Genomic DNA, 17,670 nt, shown 5'->3' with positions numbered 1-17,670 from the left:
AGGCGGGGCACCAAAAACCTCGCGACATCTGTCGCAGAAAAGAACCTGTAGGTTCATAAGTTAAGCGCCCAGAAGCGTGCCCGTCATCCTACCGTCCCTATCAGAGCCTCCCGTTCGTCGTAGATGCCATTCCAATTACGGTGACAGCACTGTCACTGTAATTGCGAAATAAGAGATTGCGTCGTAAGTTTTGATGCGGCCTAAGCCGATGTCCTCGGCCGTGTATCAGGCTTCATTTCTAAACTCAGTTTCAAGCCGTATTCCTTATTCAAGGACGCCTGCAGTCTCTTAAGAATCGACCAAGCCTCATCGCTGTCGGCTGCTGTCCTTTGCAACAACCCGTCGATGATCGTATCCAGTGCGGCCATCTTTGGGCCAAGACGCCTCATCTCGTCGGGCGTGAAGGTTGCTTTTCCAAGTATCCCTGTCATGTCCGCCGGCATTGTGGTGGTCATGGCAATCCGGTCGGCTTTGTAGGTCTGGAAAATATCCAGCAGTGAATTGTGAATGTCATCGAATGGGCCGAGGTCGTTGAAGAGATTGAAGTCAAGCTTCATGATCTCGGTTAGTTCTTTCGGTTCGAAATGGACTTTGGCGGGCAAATTGGCGAGCGGCATGACGACCGCCCAGGGCCGCATTTCGAGACCAGCCTTTTCAGCGCGGTCGAAGGCTTCTCGCAGCGACCTTTTCAGTATCTCAAGCGTCGATGCAATCCGCATCATCTTTGTGAAAACGTTCAAACCGAGCGTGAGGCGCTCTTCTCTCTTATCAACCGCCTTTTGACGACGCGCCTCAGCAAATGAATTGCGCTGAAGGATATAAGCGACGGTGGCACTAATGGCTGCACCGAAAACTATCCCGCCAGCAGCCTTCCAATCGATCGATTTCGCAAGCCCAAGCAGATAGTCTAGCATCGGTCGGCCCCAACGTAAGTCTTTTCCCTACTACCACCGATTGAGTGCGACTCGTTCAAGTATTGCCATCACACATCCCACCAACGCTTGACATCAACCGAGCTTCCCCACAGCGCGTCACTATTACCCGTAAACTGCCCTGTGGGATTCGGTAACAGTGCACTAATTGTCTACTGACCTGCTTGCTCCTGCAACGCCTCGCCACGCGTGACGGGTTGGGTCCAATTGAGTGCACTGTCACCGTGATGCGGTGATTTCCGGGTAAACCCGGATCATCTCGTCGAGGGTCGGAGCCTTAAAACTCGCTACGATTCCTGTCATACAACCTCCCGCTGATCAACGCCTTGGGCTAAACTTTGCGCCGACGACGGCCAAGTTGGCCCGCCGGTGTGTGAGGGGGCACTATGAGCAAATTACCAGTTCGTGAATCGAAGAAAGAAGTTCTATCCCCGCTGGTCCAGGGCGGCCTGACGTTGCTTCAGGGCGTCCTCCCAGCGCTCACTGCTATAGTTGGAGGGCTCTATGTTTTGTCGTCGCATTATGCTGATCAGGCCGCTGCGGAGAAGGTACAGGCCGAACAGCAGAAGACCTCGGCCAGGTCGCGCTATCTTGATGCACGCAAACCGTTCTTTGAGAAGCAACTGGCCACCTATCTCGAAGCGGCCCGCGTCGGGGGAGTGCTTGCCACTGTGAGGCCGGGCACAGCGGAATGGACGGCGGCTAAGGTGAAATTTTACGCACTTTATTGGAGTGAGCTGACAATGGTCGAGGATAGAGATGTCGCCGAAAGCATGGTGAAACTGGAGCGAACCCTTCGAAACTATGCGGCAATGAATGCAACACGGCAGGACGTTAGAATAAGAACTTATTGCCTTAGCCGAGCGCTGAACATTTCAATCGAGTCAACATGGTCCTTGGAAGTGAAGCAAACTGCAGCACCCGTCCCGCCTGATGTTCCGACACGCGATCAATGCGCTCAGCCAGTGGAAGTCAAACCATCGAATGCGCCCGTCGTCCCTGATGATGATTTAGGGCCTACGACCAGCGGCGATAAAGCTGGTGGTGGCGGAGGCAAACTACGAGGCAACTTTGCGCCACAGCAATAACCACCGGAGAAGGACTGTTGCTAAGGAGTCGACAGTTGTGAAGGAGGACAGTGCACTTAATTACGATCTTCTCAATCCTCTTCGCTCTGCGGTTTCGGCCCACGCTTGGCTGGCTTGAGGATGCGCCCGGTCTGGCGCTCGATGCGGGCCAGAAAGCGCCCGTCGCCGAGCGGGCGGCCGATGCTCTCTGCCGAACGCAGCGCGTCGAACAGATCCTCGTGCGGTTCGGTTGCCAGCAAATCGGCAAAATCGGGGAAGCGATCACGAACCGGCGCCAGCACGGTGAGGCCGTCGTCCCGCCCGCGCACATGGGCGCGCGCGCTCGACCACCGCCAGTCCACCGCCCGCTGAACCAGTCGCGCCCTTACGGGGTTGAGCGAGACGTAGCGCAGCGCCGCCTGCGACAGTGAATTAAATCTGCCCGCCGCTCTCGCAGCCAGCTTGGGCCCCACTTTCGCGTCAGCTCCAATTTTCGATTGAAAGCAGCAGGTCAACCGCCTTGGATGCGATATTCGCTCAGATAATCTGCCCTTCGGCACCAACCAAGCAACCAACCCCAAACGGTACACTGAATGAAATCCGCACTTCTCTTCGGCGCCACAGGCTTCATCGGCTCGCATTTGCTGCGCGACCTGTTGGACAGCCCCGACTATTCGCGGGTCCTTGCGGTGGTTCGCAAGCCACTCGCGCTGAACCATCCGAAGCTCACAGTGCTGATTGGCGATCTCGCCTCCCTGCCCGCGCTAAAGCCGCAACTGGTCGCGGACGAGGTTTTCATCGCGCTGGGAACGACGCGCAAGCTCACGCCCGATGAGGCTGAGTACTACAAGGTCGATCATGATTATCCGCTTCGGGCGGCCGAGATCGCCAGGGCGAACGGCGCGCGGTCGGTGTTTCTGGTCACGGCGGTCGGCGCCAACGCCGGCTCCGGCGTATTCTATATCAGGACCAAGGGTGAGGTAGAGCGGGACATCCTCGCGCTCGATTTCGAGCACACGCATATTTTCCGCCCCTCGATGATCCTCGGCGAGCGCGACGAGGACCGCCCGCGTGAACGCCTCATCATCGCGATATGGGGCGTGCTCAATCCGCTGCTGGTTGGCCCGGTCAGCCAGTATCGCGGGCTCACCGGCAAAGAGATCGCGCACGCCATCGCCAAGGCCGCGCAGCATCAAACGGAGAAGGTCCGGATCTATCATTGGAAAGAGATGGCAGCACTGCTTCGGAGGTGACACACTTGGGCCGGACGGACAGCCTTCACGCAGATGTGCCCCCGCCCCCTGCCCCACCTCCCACTTTCCTGCTATCTCCTGTCTCCGCCGTCCCGGCCCAAAGCAAAACCCCACCGTTCAAGGGAGCCCCCCATGCGTTATCTCCACACCATGCTGCGCGTGCGCAATCTCGATGCCGCGCTGAAATTCTATGTCGATGCGTTCGGGCTGAAGGAGGTGCGGCGGATCGAGAACGACAAGGGGAGGTTCACGCTCGTCTTCCTGTGCTCGTCGGACGATCTCGAGGCGCTGAAGAAGCAGCCGCAGACGCGCGGCGCGCCGCTGGTCGAGCTCACCTACAATTGGGACGAGGAGACCTATGGCGAGGACCGCTTCTTCGGCCATCTCGCCTATGAGGTCGACGACATCTACGCCACCTGCGACAGGCTGATGAAGGCCGGCGTCACCATCAACCGCCCGCCGCGCGACGGCAACATGGCCTTCGTCCGCTCGCCCGATTTGCACTCGATCGAGCTGCTGCAGGAGGGTGAGCCGAAGCCGCCGGCCGAGCCGTGGGCGTCGATGCCCAATACCGGGCACTGGTAAGGCCTTTTCGCAGGAACCAGCCCCCGCCGCGTGCGTTCACTCCTCGACAATGCAATTTGAGGAGGACGACATGGGACGTGGACTGTTGTTGTGGATGCTGGGCGTGCCGATTCCGGTGATCCTGCTGCTGTGGCTATTCTTCGGCCGCTGATCAACGCCCAGGCCTTTCATTGAAGGGCCCCGCTGCAATGAAAGCTCCGCCTTTCGGCGGAGCTTTTTGCATGAGGGCGCGCCGCAATCGCGGCTCGCCGCCGCAATGGAATTCGGCTATCACCCGCGCGCGACGCGGCGTAGCCCTGATGGAGCGCAAGCGTAATCCGGGACCGCGGCTGCCGAAGCGCCCCGGATTGCGTTGCGCTCCATCCGGGCTACAGCCAAAACACGCGGGAGGACTTTATGCCGGACGCCAAACTCACGATCTGGGGCCGCGCCAATTCGGTCAACGTGCAGAAGGTGCTGTGGTGCCTGGCCGAGCTCAGCCTTCCCTTCGAGCGCATCGACGCCGGCATGCAATACGGCAAGACCCGCGAGGCCGACTATCTCGCGATGAATCCCAATGCGCGGATCCCGACGCTGGTCGAGGGCGATTTCGTGCTGTGGGAGTCCAATTCGATCATGCGCTATCTCTGCCTCGCGCACGGGCGCGGCACGCCGCTCTATCCGGAGGCGCCGAAGCTGCGCGCCAGCGTCGACCGCTGGCTCGACTGGACGCTGTCGGCGGTGCAGCCGGTCGACCGCCCGGTGTTCTGGGGCATCGTGCGCACGGCCCCCGCCGAGCGCGACATGGTCCAGGTACAGAAGGATGCCGATGCGGCCGCCGAGGTCTGGGCGATCGCCGACCGCCTGCTCGCCGCGCGCCGCTTCATCGAGGGCGAGCAGTTCACGCTCGCCGACATCGCCATCGGCTCCTATGCGCGGCGCTGGCTCGGCGTCGAGGGGATCACCCGGCCGGCGCAGCCGCACCTGACACGCTGGCTCGCCGAGCTCGGCAAGCGTGCCGGATTTGCGCAGTTCGTCGCCCCGCCGATGTCGTGACGAGCTGGCGCGGCACAAGCTGCGGTAGGAGCGCGATGAATCGGCGTGCCGGCGCACGCGGATCACGGCGCGTCAGCACTTGACGGCTACTGTGCATGGGGTTGTTTTCGCGCTTTTGTTTCAGCCCCAGCCGCGCTCGACCAGCAGCACGCAGATGATCAGCACCAGCGTGACGGCGGCGGTGGCAAGCCGGGCGGTCCAGCTCAAGCCCCGGCTGACCCACCACAGCATCGCGCAGGACATCAGCACGGGGACGACGAGATCGAGCCGCAACAGATCCGTCGGCATGCGCCTACCGCCTGACCGTGGTCTCGACGCCGATCGAGCCGCCGATCTTGACGCAGGTGCCGGTGCCCTCGACCATGACGAAGCGCGGCCCGTAGGAGGCGCAGGCGCCCGCCTTCGCCGTGCCGCCTGTGCCCTTCTTTAGCGGCAGCGTCTTGCCGGCCTGCGCCGGCTCGGTGGCCGGCAGCCGCAAGGTCCTCGGCAGCCGCTGCGGACGTGGCCAGCAACGAGATGAGGATGAGGAGCGGCGCGCGCATGCCGCCGTTCTAGCCCGGACCGGCACCCCGCGCCATCGGGTCCGGATGCCGCGATCAGATGAACTTGATGCCGGCCGATTTGCCGCGGCGCCAGATCACCTGGCAGCTCCGCCCGGTCCGCGCATCGCGCGCGAACGCCATCCGGATGATGCCCGGGAGCTGGCTGGCGTCGTCGTCCATCGTGATCTTCGCGCCCGAGGCCGAGATGTCCTGGACCAGGCAATGCCGCGCCGCGAACCCGCCGTCGAGCGTGATCCAGGCGTGCTGCGACAGCAATTTGCGGGCTGCGCGCTTCTTGGGCGGTGGCATCGGCTTGAAATCTCCCGCTCCAGCGCTACTCCGGGGAACCTAAGAAACCGTTGAAATCGCCTCCCGAATGATCCCGGCACAGCTATCCACCGGGGCACAAAAGACCGGCCCCGAACGGCTTGCCGACCGGGCCAAAGGCCACTATACGTTCGCCCGCTGCAGCCCCCGGGCACGACTCGGGCGGCCGGCGGTCGTGCCGCGAAAAGCGGCAGGGCCTTGCGTTTGCTCCCTTCGTCTATCGGTTAGGACGCCACCCTTTCACGGTGGAGAGAGCGGTTCGATTCCGCTAGGGAGCGCCAGCATCCGGGCCATCGGATGGCGCGGCGAAACCTTCCGCCCAGCATGAACCTCCCGGCCCCTCGCCTCCGACAAAGGTCAGATCGGACACGGCAGAGGCCCATGGCGCAGCAACAATCCACCCCGGAAGGCCAGTCAGGCCCCGCCTCGCCGGCGCCGCCGCCGCCGCCGTGGATACGTCGCGCTGCTCAATATGCCCCGGAACGCCGCGCCAGAATGCTCGAGCACATTGCGCGCGCCAGATCGGCTCCGCAGCGACAGGCCGCGACGGCGACAGGACCATCCCGCATGCGCGGGAAAAACGTTCTCGGCGATGCCTTCGGCTACACGGTGCTGTTCGGCATCATCGCCCTGCTCGTCCAGTCCCGCGTTCCGCTCTACATCGGCGCCTTCCTCTTCTTCACTGACGGCGCGCGCATCGAAGCTGCGCTGGGGACGATAGGTATCCGGCTCGAGCTCCGATGCGATCGGACCGGACGTCATCAAGGGCTTCGTCTCCCTGTTCGCCTGGTTCGCGCTGCTGGCCTCGTTGAGACCCTCGGTCCCGACTTGGCTCGCGTCCTGGATTCCGCCGGACACATCATGGTCCGCCATTGCCGGCATCGCCGTCGTGTTCGCCGTCGCCGAAGCGTGTGCGGCGCTCGCAATGCGGACGGCACTGCCGTGGTTCGGAGTGCAGATCAGGGCGGACAGCCTGACCTCCGCCGCGATCAAGCTCCTCCTTGCCATTGGCCTGCTCGGCTTGCTGGTCCTGGTCGGATCTCTGTAACCGGCGCGCAATGCCGCGAACTCCGGAATACTACCGACCCACTCATTTACCAAAAGTTTACCCCTGCTATTTGATCGGCGTATCGTTTGCTTAGACGTTGCGCGGCTACCGTGTTTCTACGGAAATCATCCGAAACACGATTGGCGTCCAATGTCCGTCGCAGAATTCCTCAGGCAGCGTGCAGTGGACGTCACCGTGAGCGGCAGCTACTCGCTGCCGCGCTGGTACGATTGCGAGGGCAAGCTGCGCACCTTCGCCTGCCGCACCAAGCGCGTCTCGCCGTTCCGCATGATCGTGGACGTGCCCGTCGTCGGCAAGATCGGCGAGCGCGTGACCTCCTATTTCCAGGACTTCGGCGAATTCCAGTGCACCATCAGCGCGACGCTGAAGGCGGGCTTCCTGATGGAACTCGACATGACCCGGGCAAGGCGGGCCTGGATGTCGGAAAAGCTGACCTGGCTCGAGAAAAAACAGAAGGACGACAGCGTCAAGGAGCTGCGGCGCGATGCACGCTTCGTTCCGCAGGTCTCGCACACCGTCCTGACGCTCGCCGACGGCAGCATCCATCCCTGCTTCATCATCGACGTCTCCACCGCCGGGGTCGCGATCTCCTGCGAGTACGATCCGCCGGTCGGAACCCCGCTCGCGGTCGGCGCCTGCGTCGGGCGCGTCATCCGCAAATTCGACAGCGGCTTTGCGGTCAAATTCGCCGAAAAGCAGCCGCGGGACGACGTCGTCCGCCTGATCGTGCGCGCACCCCTGGCGCAGTCGGCCTGAGCCGGCGCGGCCGGATTTTAACTCTTCTTTAACTAAATACTGGAGGTGGCGGCCCCTGCGCGATAAGGTGTGCACCAGCACGTCCGCAATCATTGCGGGCCCCGAGTACTGGAAGTCCCGGAATGTCCATCGCTGAGTTCGCCCCGGCCGAGATCGCCCAAAGCACCAACACCGCCACCAAGCCGCAGCTTCCGCCCGGCGTCGTCACCGAGGGACCGCTCGTCGATGCCAAGCTGCGCGAGAGCTATCTGTTGCTCGGCATTCTCTATGTCGGCGCGGTCGCGGGCATCGTCTGGGCGGTCACGCAAGGCGTCGGCAAGGTGGAGCTGTTCACGTTCGCCTGGATGTTCGCGCTGACCACGTTCGGCATCGGTGCCGGCATGCACCGCCTGTTCGTCCATCGCAGCTTCCGCACCGGCCCGATCATGCGCGTGTTCTTCTGCGCCATCGCCCAGATGGCGATCCAGGGCTCGATCGCGAAATGGGTCGCCAACCACCGCCGCCACCACCTCTATGCCGATGACGTCGGCGACCCCCACAGCCCGCAATTCGACGGCTTCGGCAATCGCTATGTCAGCGCGCTCAAGGGCTTTTTGCACGCCCAGGGCAGCTGGGTGTTCGACCAGGCCACCACCGACAACGAATACTACGCCAAGGACATCCTCGCCGATCCGATCGCGATGTTCTTCGTGCGCACGCGCTGGGTCTGGTACGGGATGTCGGCTGTCTTCATTCCAGGCGTGGTGGGTTACATCTTCGGCGGCGTGCACGGCATGATCGGCTGCGTGCTGTTCTCCGGCCTGCTGCGTGCTTATCTCTTGATCCTCACCAGCCAGCTCACCGGCTCGGTCTGCCACGCCTACGGCTACCGCCGCTTCGAGGTCGATGACGCCTCGACCAACGAGTTCGTGACCACGATCCTCACCTTCGGCGAGGGCCTTCACAACAACCATCACCGCTTCCCGCGGGACGCCTATATCTCGCACGCCTGGTGGGAGATCGATCTCAACGGCCTGATCATTCTGGGCATGGAGAAGATCGGTCTCGTCCACGACGTCTTCCACGCCTCGCACCGCCAACTGGAGTTGGCGTCGGAAGCGGAAGCGCAGGGGGCCACCACGGCGCGCTAAGGCGACAGGCGGCGGCCGTCGTCCGGCCGTCTTGCCTCCGCGTCGCTGCCCTATCGCGGCCCCATTGCGGGATCAGCTTTTGGTGGTCTGTGCCTAGAGCCGGACCTCATTGGCAGACTTGCGATCGGGGAACCGAATGGCAGTCGACAAGGTCACCGTCGATAAGATCACCTGGGACAGGGTCGGCCGGGTCACAGAGCCCGGGCGCTACATGTACACGTTCGGCTGGTTGACCATCACCGCCGGCGATCTCGATATCTGGAAGCAATACCCGCAAGCCGCGTTCACGCTGCTTGCGCAGCAAGCCGAGCCGGATGAGTCCATCGGCGAGGAATTCCACCTCGGCGCCTTCGATATCGCGCCCGACATGCCGCCGCCGTTCACCACGCACTGACGAGCAGGAAACGCGGCCACGCGCGCCTTGCCGCGCGAACGATTCGCCCTGCGCAAGCCGCGCCTTGCGGGACGTGCGGCTGCGTACAGCGCAGACCCTAGGGGAACAAGTGGCATAGGCGTTGCTTAATCAGCGGCATGATCCAGATCCCAGCCGTCGACCAGGCCTTCCTGTTGCTGCTCATCGTGTTCTGCCTAGGCACGTGCCTCGTGCGCGTCTTCTGGCAGCTCGAGCAGGTGCGGGCTCGCCGGGTCACGTCACCGTCGCGCGGGCGCACAACGAAGCGTGACTAGACCCATCGTCCCATCCGCGCGTTATCCGGACGGGGCCAATCCGGCCTCTGGACTCGGCGCCGGGCGGTGTGCATCCTGAATCGAAGAAATCTTCGCATTTCCTTGATCTGACTAACAAATCGCAATCCTATGACAGCGGCATGTCCGTTGTCGTCGATGACGAAGTGGCTCTGTCATGCAATTGATTGTGCTCACATTCTGCACGTTCAATGGCGATCCTGATGAATGCCGGCTGCCGCGCTTGTTCAGCGAAGCGACAGCCGGCACATGACACATGGTCGCATCGCAAGGCGTAGCTAACAGACTCAAGGGAACCTATTTTCGGCGCCGATGTACCTGATTGAAGCGTTGCCAACCGTCATCGGAACTGCGGCCATCGCCCCGGCGCTGCTGATGCTGTGGCTCGTCATTGCCGCCGAGGAGCGCCCGGGACCGCCGGCCCAGGTCTGGACCGCGTTCCTGCTCGGCGCGGCCAGCATCTCGCTGCTGGGCCTTGCCCGTGCGCCTTTCGCCAAAATGGTCGCGGCCCCCGACGATCCCTGGGTGGCCCTGGCCATGCATTCGATCTTCGGCGTCGCGCTGCCGGAGGAAGCCGTGAAGGTGGTCGCCATCGTGCTGGTCGCCTCGACCAAGCGGCGGACCTTTGCCAATCCGATGGACACCGTGGTCTATGGCGCCGCGGTCGGCCTCGGCTTCGCCGCTTATGAAAACCTTGCCTACCTCGTGCAGCATGCCGAGATGTGGCGCTCGCTGGCCGCCTTGCGCAGCGTGCTGACGGTGCCGTTCCACGGCGCGCTCGGCATCATCGCCGGCGCTTACCTCACGATCGCGCGCGCCGGCACCGCGCTGGGGGCGAACCGCCACAACCGCGATTGGGCCCGCCTCTCCAGCCGCCTCCTGATGCTGGGCGGTCCGCTGGCGCTGCATTCCGCTTTCGACTTCCCGCTGCTCGCCCTGCAGCGCATGCCGGATCTCGATCCCAGCTTGCGGATGTGGCTGGGTGCCGCGAGCCTCCTGATCGGCTTCGGCGCAATCGCCTTCGCCATCCGCCTGGTCCGCCGCGTCGCGCGCCATCACGCGCCCCGGACCGATATCGCACGCGAACGGCTCAGCCAGTTGCGCCGGATGTGGGCACTGCTGCTCGCCGGCGGCGGCGTCGGCTTTCTCGGGCTCGCGTTCGTGCTGACGTCGATCCACCACTGGCTGATCAACCCCGAGCGCAATCTGACGCTGGCCCTGATCCCGATCGGGTTCGTCTCGATCCTGCTCGGCCTCGCGCTTCTGATTGTCACGACCGCGATCTATGTTCTTGGCCGTAACCGCATCCGCACCACTGGCGAAGGTTTTTCGTCAGCGCACGGCGGCGGGTGATCCGCGGGGATGGCAAGCGTAGTGCGCACGTACTACATTGAGTCCCCACCTTGTGATTTCCGATCTGGAGCCTGCCGATGACATCGCCTGAGGATCTTTCCCGGCTCCAATCCGCAATGAGCCAGACGGTAAAATCGCATTGGAAGGCCTTCCTGTTCGAAGGCATCCTGCTCGTCGTTCTCGGCGTCGCCGCGCTGATCCTGCCGCCTCTCGCCAGCCTCGCCATCGCGATCTTCCTCGGCTGGATGTTCCTGATCAGCGGCATCGGCGGCCTCATCGTGACCTACTGGGCGCGGAGCACGCCGGGCTTCTGGTGGTCGCTGATCTCGGCTGCGCTGGCCGTGCTTGCCGGCGGGCTGCTGCTGGCCCGGCCGATGCAGGCCGTGCTGACGCTGACCATCGTGCTCGGCGCCTACTTCCTCGCCGAGGGCATCGCCACCATCATGTACGCGCTGGAGCACCGCCGCGAGCTGAGCGGCCGCTGGTCGTGGCTGCTGATCTCGGCCTCGTCGACATCGCGATCTCGTTCATGGTGATCACGGGGCTGCCGAGCTCGGCTGAATGGGCGATCGGTGTCCTCGTCGGTATCAATTTGCTGTTCGGCGGCTCCACCCTGATCGGCATGGCGCTGGCGGCACGCAACAGCAACACCTGAGACGCCTTGCCACGCCCGCGCCGATTGGGGGGTGACAACCCGCCGGTGGCGCGCTATATGCCGTCACATGATCACCGTCGCCACCAGCTTCTATTGGTACTTTAGCTACGACAGCTCGCTGGCGGCAGGAGGATCGCGCTCAATCTGAAACATTGCAGCAAACGTCCGAACAAGCCGCCAGACCTGGCGGCTTTTTTATTGGCCGGCAGGTTCGAAACAAACAGGAGCCCGCCGTGCTGAGCACGACCGACGATCTTCGTATCCGCGAACTGAAAGAGCTGAGCACGCCGGAAGAGGTGATGCGGGAAGTCCCGCGCACACTCACGGCCACCCGCGTGGTCATGGCGTCGCGCAACGCCACCCACGCCATTCTCAACGGCCAGGACGACCGCCTGCTGGTCGTGGTCGGCCCCTGCTCGGTGCACGATCCCAAGGCTGCGCTCGAGCATGCCGAGCGCCTCGCTGCCTTGCGCGAGGACCTCGCCGATCAGCTCGAGATCGTGATGCGGGTCTATTTCGAGAAGCCGCGGACCACCGTCGGCTGGAAGGGCCTGATCAACGACCCTGACCTGGACGGCAGCTTCGATATCAACAAGGGCCTGCGGCTGGCGCGCAACGTGCTGTCGGCGATCAACAATCTCGGCCTGCCCGCCGGGACGGAATTCCTGGACATGACGACGCCGCAATACATCGCCGACCTCGTGTCCTGGGCCGCGATCGGCGCGCGCACGACCGAGAGCCAGATCCATCGCGAGCTCGCCTCGGGGCTGTCCTGCCCGGTCGGCTTCAAGAACGGCACCGACGGCAATGTGCGCATCGCGGCCGACGCTGTGAAGTCGGCCTCGCACCCGCATCATTTCATGGCGGTCACCAAGCTCGGTCGCTCGGCGATCGCCTCGACCGCGGGCAACGAGGACTGCCACATCATCCTGCGCGGCGGCAGCACGCCGAACTACGATGCGGCCAGCGTCGCGGCGGCCTGCAACGATCTGGCGAAATCCGGCGTCGCGCCGCTGGTCATGGTGGATGCGAGCCACGCCAATTCCAGCAAGAAGCCGGAGAACCAGCCGCTGGTCGTGGCGGACATCGCCGGGCAGATCTCCGGCGGCGAGAACCGCATCATGGGCGTGATGATCGAGAGCAATCTCGTCGCCGGCCGTCAGGACGTGGTGCCGGGCAAGCCGCTCACCTACGGCCAGAGCATCACCGACGGATGCATCGACTGGACGACCACGGCCACCGTGCTCGCGCAGCTCGCTGACGCGGTCGAGATCCGGCGCAACACCAAGCGCGCGGGCCTGCACGAGCGTACGGCGTAAAGTCAAAGCAAACGCGGGCGGGGCGAGCTGTCGCGCCCTGCCCGCCATCCGTCATGGACTAGCAGCCGCGGCAGATGCTCTTGATCTTCTTGTCGAGCGCCTGGTTCTCCTTGCTGAGCGGATCGTTCGGGTCGCTCAAATTCTTCTCGTTCGGCACGTCGCCGGCGCGCGGCTGACGATGACCGACGGGTGCCTGCGGCAGAGAGCCCGCCGACTGTCCGGCCGTGGCACCGCCCGACGTCGATCCCTTGCTGCCGGTCTGCGCGACCGCCGCGCCACCGAGCAAGACCACGAGCGATGCTGCCACGATGATCTTCTTCATGTCTCTCCTCCAATCCTCAAACCAGCGTCACCGCTTTTACCGCTCAGGCCTCGGGCGGATAGAGATGAACGTCGCCGCAATAATCCAGGATACGATAGCGCGTTTCCTGATCTGCATCACGTGCATCGGCTGCGGTATTTTGCTCCGCCAACACATAATTCGGCCCGACCGGCGATTTGCCGGCACCGCCGGGAATGTCGATGACATAATCAGGCTGGCAAAGTCCTGACACCCGTCCGCGCAACTGCCGCATCAACGCCTGCCCCTCGGCGAGCGTGGTGCGCAGATGCGACGTTCCCGGCGCCAGATCGCCGTGATGCAGGTAATAGGGCTTGATCCGGGATCTGACGAAAGCTCGCATCAAATCCGACAAAGCGGTCGGGTTGTCATTGATACCGCGCAAAAGCACGGACTGGCTCACCATGGGAATCCCTGCATCGACCAGTCGCGCGCAGGCGGCCCGCGCCGGGCCGGCCAGCTCGCGTGGATGGTTGGCATGCAGCGCGACCCAGGTGGTCGCCCCCTCGACCTTCAATGCTGCGACCATTTCATCGCTGATCCGCGCAGGCTCGGCCACGGGCACGCGGGTGTGGAGGCGGATGATCCGGACGTGATCGATCGCGGCGAGATCGGCCATGATTTCGCTCATCCGCCGCGGCGAGAGCATCAGGGGATCGCCGCCGGTCAGGATCACCTCCCAGATCTCGCTGTGCGCGCGAATGTAGTCGATCGCGGCGCGATAGGCGCTGTCCGAGAGCGCATTCTCCTTGCCGGGCCCGACCATCTCGCGCCGAAAGCAGAAACGGCAATAGACCGCGCAGACGTGAACGAGCTTGAACAGCACGCGGTCGGGATAGCGATGCACGATACCAGGAACCGGCGAGTGCGGGTGATCACCGATCGGATCAGCGTTCTCGCCCGGCCGCATCTCCAGCTCAGCAGCGCTCGGAACGAATTGCCTTGCGATCGGATCGTCGGGATCCGACCTGTCGATCAGCTCGACCAGCGCCGGCGTGATCGCAACCGCATAGCGCGCGGCGACGCTCTCCAGCGCGGGCAGCGCCGCGGCGGTTGCCAGGCCTTCGGCGACCAGTTCGGCCGGCTCGCGCAATGTACGTGCAAGATTGGTCTTCGTCATTCTTCACTTAACGTTTCATCTGCAGGCGGTGTCCACACCACCTGATCAATCCGCGACGCGCCGCTCGCCAGCATCACCAGCCGGTCGAAGCCGAGCGCCACGCCGCTCGCCTCCGGCATGGCGGCGACCGCGGCCAGAAAATCCTCGTCCAGCGGATAGGCCTCGCCGTAGCGGCGCTGCTTCTCCGCCATCGACTCCGTGAAGCGTTTGCGTTGCTCCGTGGCGTCGGTCAGCTCGCCAAAGCCGTTGGCGAGCTCGACGCCGCAGGCATAGACCTCGAACCGCTCGGCAACCCGTACGTCACCGCCCGTCACCCGCGCCAGCGCCGCCTCTGGAGATGGGTATTCGAACAGAATGGTCAAACGGCCCTGCCCCAGCTTCGGCTCGACATGCTCGACCAGGACCTTGCTGAAAATGTCCGACCAGGTGTCGTCCCCGGCCACTCGGACCTTGCCGCCGGCCGCCTCGGCAAGCGCGGCACGGTTACCTTCACTGCCCGAGATTGTCGACAGCAGGTCGATGTCGGCGAACCGCTCGAAAGCGCCGGCGACCGTCAGAAGCTCCGGCTCGGCGAAGGGATCGGCCGTCCGGCCCCGGAACGCAAAGGTCCCGATCCCGGTCGCCTCCGCAGCCCGGGCGATGACCACGACGGTATCCGCCATGATGGCATCATAGGGAGCGCCGGCCCGATACCACTCCAGCATGGTGAATTCGGGCAGATGCAAGTCACCCCGCTCGCGGTCCCGGAACACGCGGGCGAACTCGAAAATCCGCTCTTCGCCCGCCGCCAGCAGCTTCTTGCAGGCGAATTCCGGGGAGGTCCTCAAGTAGCGGCGGCGCGGCTGCCGTCGGGGCGCAAAATCTCGGTGCGGGGGGCGTGGAGATGGGTTTCGTTGCCGGGGGAGACCTGGAGAACGGAGGTTTCGACCTCGATGAACCCCTGCTCGGCGAAAAAGCCTCGTAGGGTCGTGGTAATGGCGCCCCTTGCCTGGAGGAACGGCCGCCGGTCCAAGTGCCGCGAGCGCGACCAGAACGGCGAGATCGGCTTGTCCCCAGCCATCAACCGACCGCCCGGCAGGCCAGCAAAATGCTGGCATTCAACGATAAAATGCGTATGTTGCGGCCCGAAACGGGTGCCCCGGTCCGATTTGAGGCCCCAGGTCCCCCATCAATTTGACCATGTCCTGGCCGGAGCCGGGCCAAGCAAGCAGGAAATATAGCTTTGAGAGTCATCGCCAGTTCTATTCGCAAGGGCAACGTGATCGAGCAAGACGGCAAGCTTTATGTCGTTGTCAGCGCCGAGAACATCCATCCCGGCAAGGGGACCCCGGTCAGCCAGATCGAAATGCGCCGAATCTCGGACGGGGTAAAGATCTCCGAGCGCTACAAGACCACCGACCAGGTCGAAAAGGCCACCATCGAAGAGCGCAACTTCACCTTCCTCTATGAAGATGGCGACGGCTACCACTTCATGAACCCCGAGACCTACGATCAGGTCCAAGTCTCCAAGGACGTCGTCGGCGACGCCGCCCCCTATCTTCAACCGGAAATGACCGTCAAGCTGTCGACCCACGACGTCAACGTGGTCTCGCTCGCGCTGCCGCAGCGCGTGACGCTGGAAGTGGTCGAGACCGAGCCGGTGACCAAGGGCCAGACCGCATCCTCCTCCTACAAGCCCGCGATTCTCTCCAACGGCGTGCGCACCACCGTGCCGCCGCACATCGCGGTCGGCACCCGCATTGTGGTGATGACCGAGGACGGCTCCTACTCCGAGCGCGCCAAGGACTAAGGCCAAGGGCCAAGCGAGGGATCAGAACAATTGCCGCCGGGGGCGAGACAGTGGTTGGGAAGAGTTTCCGCTTCGTCTCGCTGCTTTTGGCGTCGTTGTCGCTCCTCACAGCCTCACCGCTCGCCGCGGACGAAATCCGCAGCCCCTCGCTCACGGCCCTGCGCGTCGACTGGCGCGCAGCGCTCGACCAACTCCGTACCGAGATCAACAGCCGCCCCCTGATCGCGGGCGACTTCATCTTCGCGCCCCGCCGTTCGGTGCCGCGTTACGATCCGCGCGCGACGCCGGCGCTGGTGCAGATCAACGCGGTCTCCTCGCAATTCTTCACCGGCATCGCCCGCAGCTCCGTTCCCGTGCTGCTGCCGTTCGACGCCGCAGCCTATCTCGAGGCGCAGCGTAACGGCACGCCGGCGACGCTGGCGCTGCCGCGCTATCAGGCCGATTTCAACTTCGTCGACATGTTCGACGCCGGCCCCGCCGGCTACACCGCGAGCTTTTCGTTCGAGCCTGGCGCGGGTGACGGCATGCCGAGCCGGGTCTTCACAAGGCCGGTCGAGGTGCAGATCACCGGCTCGGCCCTGATCTATGACATCGCCGATCCCGCCGGCGGGAAAGGCGAGCCCGTCAAGCCGCTCGCGGCAACCTTTCCGGACCTGCGCAGATTCATCCGGGAAGGTTATGTGCGCTACGCCTTCACGCGCTTTGGCGTGGCCTATGTGGTGTCGGTCCAGTGCCTCGACAGCGTCGCCAAGCCGCGACGGCTTGCCTGCAAGGAAGCCTACCCGGTTGCCGAGCGCTTCCTGAAAGCGCTGAGGATCGCGGGCGGCCAACGCACGCGGCCGCTGATGGACGTTGCCTCCAGCATCATCGATCGTCCCGCGGCGCGTTCGGCGGACTTCAGCTACCGGCCGAGCGGCGACATCATCCCGAACACCGGCTATCGCAACAAGGCCGGCCATCCCGACGTGATGGCCTATGCCCAGATCCGTTTTCCACTCGAGAAAGCGCCTGCGTTCGTCCGCTCGCAATCCTACGGCAAGCGTGACAAAAGCGAAGGTCCGACCGCCTATCCCTGGCGCGACAATTTCTGCGAGTCCCGCAGCTTCGAGGTCTGGCAATGCGGAGGCGGTTACGGGCACCAGGGCGAGGATATCCGCGCCGCTGATTGCCCACCGCCCGGCGAGGGCCGCGAGCCCTGCGATCCCAAGCAGCGCGCCGTCGTTGCCGTGCGCGACGCCATCGTGATCCGCGGCGCCAAGGACCAGGCGGCGACGCTCGAAATCAACAGCCGGACCGAGCACATCCGCTTCCGCTACATGCACATGAACCCGCAGGCGATGAACGCGGACGGCGTGCTCAACGGACGTTTCGTTACCGAAGGCGAGAAGATCGGCGTCGTCTCGAACTATCTCGATCATCCGGCCGGCACGTCGATGCATCTGCATTTCGACGTGCAGGTGTTCACCCGCGACGGCTGGATCTGGGTCAGCCCCTACGTCACCCTGGTCTCGGCCTATGAACGCCTGATCCGCGCCCGCGGGCGCGAGGTCAGCCCGGAGATCGCAGTCACGACGCAGCCGGTGGCACATGCGCTGCCTGAGGACGTGATCAAGCCGGACCTGCGCGAAGGATCGAGCGGCGAGGAGAATTGACGACCTGCTCGTTCCGGTGTCGAGCCGCGCAAGAGCGCGCT

The 17,670-nt window shown here is 63.8% G+C and carries 18 protein-coding genes, 1 tRNA gene and 3 pseudogenes; 13 read left to right on the top strand and 9 right to left on the bottom strand.

Annotated features, from left to right (window positions below):
* Positions 1–200: 200 nt before the first annotated feature.
* The gene (locus ACQ86E_RS30300; RefSeq protein WP_431203085.1) at positions 201–914 is read right to left on the bottom strand and encodes a hypothetical protein; all 714 of its coding nucleotides are present in this window, start codon (positions 912–914) and stop codon (positions 201–203) included.
* A 404-nt stretch (positions 915–1,318) separates the two neighbouring features.
* Here ACQ86E_RS30300 and ACQ86E_RS30295 point away from each other — a divergent pair, with 404 nt between their 5' ends.
* A complete protein-coding gene (locus ACQ86E_RS30295; RefSeq protein WP_431203084.1) occupies positions 1,319–2,020 on the top strand; it encodes a hypothetical protein in 702 nt (233 codons plus the stop codon).
* A 71-nt stretch (positions 2,021–2,091) separates the two neighbouring features.
* Here ACQ86E_RS30295 and ACQ86E_RS30290 read toward each other — a convergent pair whose 3' ends face one another.
* Entirely contained in the window at positions 2,092–2,472 is a 381-nt protein-coding gene (locus tag ACQ86E_RS30290; protein WP_431203083.1) for a hypothetical protein, read from the bottom strand.
* Positions 2,473–2,592: 120 nt separating this feature from the next.
* Here ACQ86E_RS30290 and ACQ86E_RS30285 point away from each other — a divergent pair, with 120 nt between their 5' ends.
* The 3 genes from ACQ86E_RS30285 (at position 2,593) to ACQ86E_RS30275 (ending at position 4,872) form a co-directional block, all read left to right on the top strand.
* A complete protein-coding gene (locus tag ACQ86E_RS30285) occupies positions 2,593–3,252 on the top strand; it encodes an oxidoreductase (RefSeq protein WP_431203082.1) in 660 nt (219 codons plus the stop codon).
* Positions 3,253–3,384: 132 nt separating this feature from the next.
* The gene (locus tag ACQ86E_RS30280; RefSeq protein WP_431203081.1) at positions 3,385–3,837 is read left to right on the top strand and encodes a VOC family protein; all 453 of its coding nucleotides are present in this window, start codon (positions 3,385–3,387) and stop codon (positions 3,835–3,837) included.
* A 396-nt stretch (positions 3,838–4,233) separates the two neighbouring features.
* Positions 4,234–4,872: a glutathione S-transferase family protein gene (locus ACQ86E_RS30275; protein ID WP_431203080.1), complete on the top strand. Its 639-nt coding sequence runs from the start codon at positions 4,234–4,236 to the stop codon at positions 4,870–4,872.
* Positions 4,873–4,992: 120 nt separating this feature from the next.
* Here the strand turns inward: ACQ86E_RS30275 and ACQ86E_RS30270 are convergent, their stop codons facing one another.
* From ACQ86E_RS30270 to ACQ86E_RS30260, 3 genes and pseudogenes are all read right to left on the bottom strand, one after another.
* Positions 4,993–5,160, bottom strand: a complete 168-nt coding sequence (locus tag ACQ86E_RS30270; RefSeq protein WP_431203079.1) for a hypothetical protein — start codon at positions 5,158–5,160, stop codon at positions 4,993–4,995.
* A gap of 4 nt (positions 5,161–5,164) precedes the next feature.
* Positions 5,165–5,414, bottom strand: a pseudogene (locus tag ACQ86E_RS30265) (hypothetical protein).
* A gap of 54 nt (positions 5,415–5,468) precedes the next feature.
* Positions 5,469–5,723: a PilZ domain-containing protein gene (locus ACQ86E_RS30260; protein ID WP_431203078.1), complete on the bottom strand. Its 255-nt coding sequence runs from the start codon at positions 5,721–5,723 to the stop codon at positions 5,469–5,471.
* Between the two features lie 224 nt (positions 5,724–5,947).
* On the opposite strand from ACQ86E_RS30260, the gene ACQ86E_RS30255 reads away from it, so the two are divergent.
* Positions 5,948–6,022 (top strand) — tRNA-Glu (locus tag ACQ86E_RS30255).
* A 133-nt stretch (positions 6,023–6,155) separates the two neighbouring features.
* Here the strand turns inward: ACQ86E_RS30255 and ACQ86E_RS30250 are convergent.
* Positions 6,156–6,734, bottom strand: coding sequence for a hypothetical protein (locus ACQ86E_RS30250; RefSeq protein ID WP_431203077.1), 579 nt, complete (start codon positions 6,732–6,734; stop codon positions 6,156–6,158).
* Positions 6,735–6,939: 205 nt separating this feature from the next.
* Here ACQ86E_RS30250 and ACQ86E_RS30245 point away from each other — a divergent pair, with 205 nt between their 5' ends.
* The 6 genes and pseudogenes from ACQ86E_RS30245 (at position 6,940) to ACQ86E_RS30220 (ending at position 12,728) form a co-directional block, all read left to right on the top strand.
* Complete coding sequence (locus tag ACQ86E_RS30245) at positions 6,940–7,566, top strand: PilZ domain-containing protein (protein ID WP_431203076.1); 627 nt, start codon at positions 6,940–6,942, stop codon at positions 7,564–7,566.
* A 122-nt stretch (positions 7,567–7,688) separates the two neighbouring features.
* A complete protein-coding gene (locus ACQ86E_RS30240; protein WP_431203075.1) occupies positions 7,689–8,696 on the top strand; it encodes an acyl-CoA desaturase in 1,008 nt (335 codons plus the stop codon).
* Positions 8,697–8,832: 136 nt separating this feature from the next.
* Positions 8,833–9,090, top strand: coding sequence for a hypothetical protein (locus tag ACQ86E_RS30235; protein ID WP_431203074.1), 258 nt, complete (start codon positions 8,833–8,835; stop codon positions 9,088–9,090).
* A gap of 623 nt (positions 9,091–9,713) precedes the next feature.
* Positions 9,714–10,754: a PrsW family glutamic-type intramembrane protease gene (locus tag ACQ86E_RS30230; RefSeq protein ID WP_431203073.1), complete on the top strand. Its 1,041-nt coding sequence runs from the start codon at positions 9,714–9,716 to the stop codon at positions 10,752–10,754.
* 77 nt (positions 10,755–10,831) lie between these two features.
* A pseudogene (locus ACQ86E_RS30225) lies at positions 10,832–11,409 on the top strand (HdeD family acid-resistance protein).
* A 233-nt stretch (positions 11,410–11,642) separates the two neighbouring features.
* Positions 11,643–12,728, top strand: coding sequence for a 3-deoxy-7-phosphoheptulonate synthase (locus ACQ86E_RS30220; RefSeq protein ID WP_431203072.1), 1,086 nt, complete (start codon positions 11,643–11,645; stop codon positions 12,726–12,728).
* 58 nt (positions 12,729–12,786) lie between these two features.
* On the opposite strand, the gene ACQ86E_RS30215 is transcribed toward ACQ86E_RS30220, so the two are convergent.
* The 3 genes and pseudogenes from ACQ86E_RS30215 to epmA form a co-directional block, all read right to left on the bottom strand.
* Complete coding sequence (locus ACQ86E_RS30215; protein WP_431203071.1) at positions 12,787–13,050, bottom strand: hypothetical protein; 264 nt, start codon at positions 13,048–13,050, stop codon at positions 12,787–12,789.
* A 43-nt stretch (positions 13,051–13,093) separates the two neighbouring features.
* Positions 13,094–14,188: a lysine-2,3-aminomutase-like protein gene (locus ACQ86E_RS30210; protein WP_431203070.1), complete on the bottom strand. Its 1,095-nt coding sequence runs from the start codon at positions 14,186–14,188 to the stop codon at positions 13,094–13,096.
* Positions 14,185–15,248: pseudogene (epmA, locus tag ACQ86E_RS30205) on the bottom strand (EF-P lysine aminoacylase EpmA). Before epmA ends, ACQ86E_RS30210 begins: the two are co-directional and overlap by 4 nt.
* Before the next feature lie 162 nt (positions 15,249–15,410).
* Here epmA and efp point away from each other — a divergent pair.
* A complete protein-coding gene (gene efp, locus ACQ86E_RS30200) occupies positions 15,411–15,977 on the top strand; it encodes an elongation factor P (protein WP_431203069.1) in 567 nt (188 codons plus the stop codon).
* A 29-nt stretch (positions 15,978–16,006) separates the two neighbouring features.
* The gene (locus tag ACQ86E_RS30195; protein WP_431206602.1) at positions 16,007–17,629 is read left to right on the top strand and encodes a M23 family peptidase; all 1,623 of its coding nucleotides are present in this window, start codon (positions 16,007–16,009) and stop codon (positions 17,627–17,629) included.
* Positions 17,630–17,670: the final 41 nt, after the last annotated feature.

It is taken from the genome of Bradyrhizobium betae (assembly GCF_050632175.1).
GTDB classification, from domain to species: domain Bacteria; phylum Pseudomonadota; class Alphaproteobacteria; order Rhizobiales; family Xanthobacteraceae; genus Bradyrhizobium; species Bradyrhizobium betae_B.
This window is presented reverse-complemented; position numbering and strand designations above follow the sequence as displayed.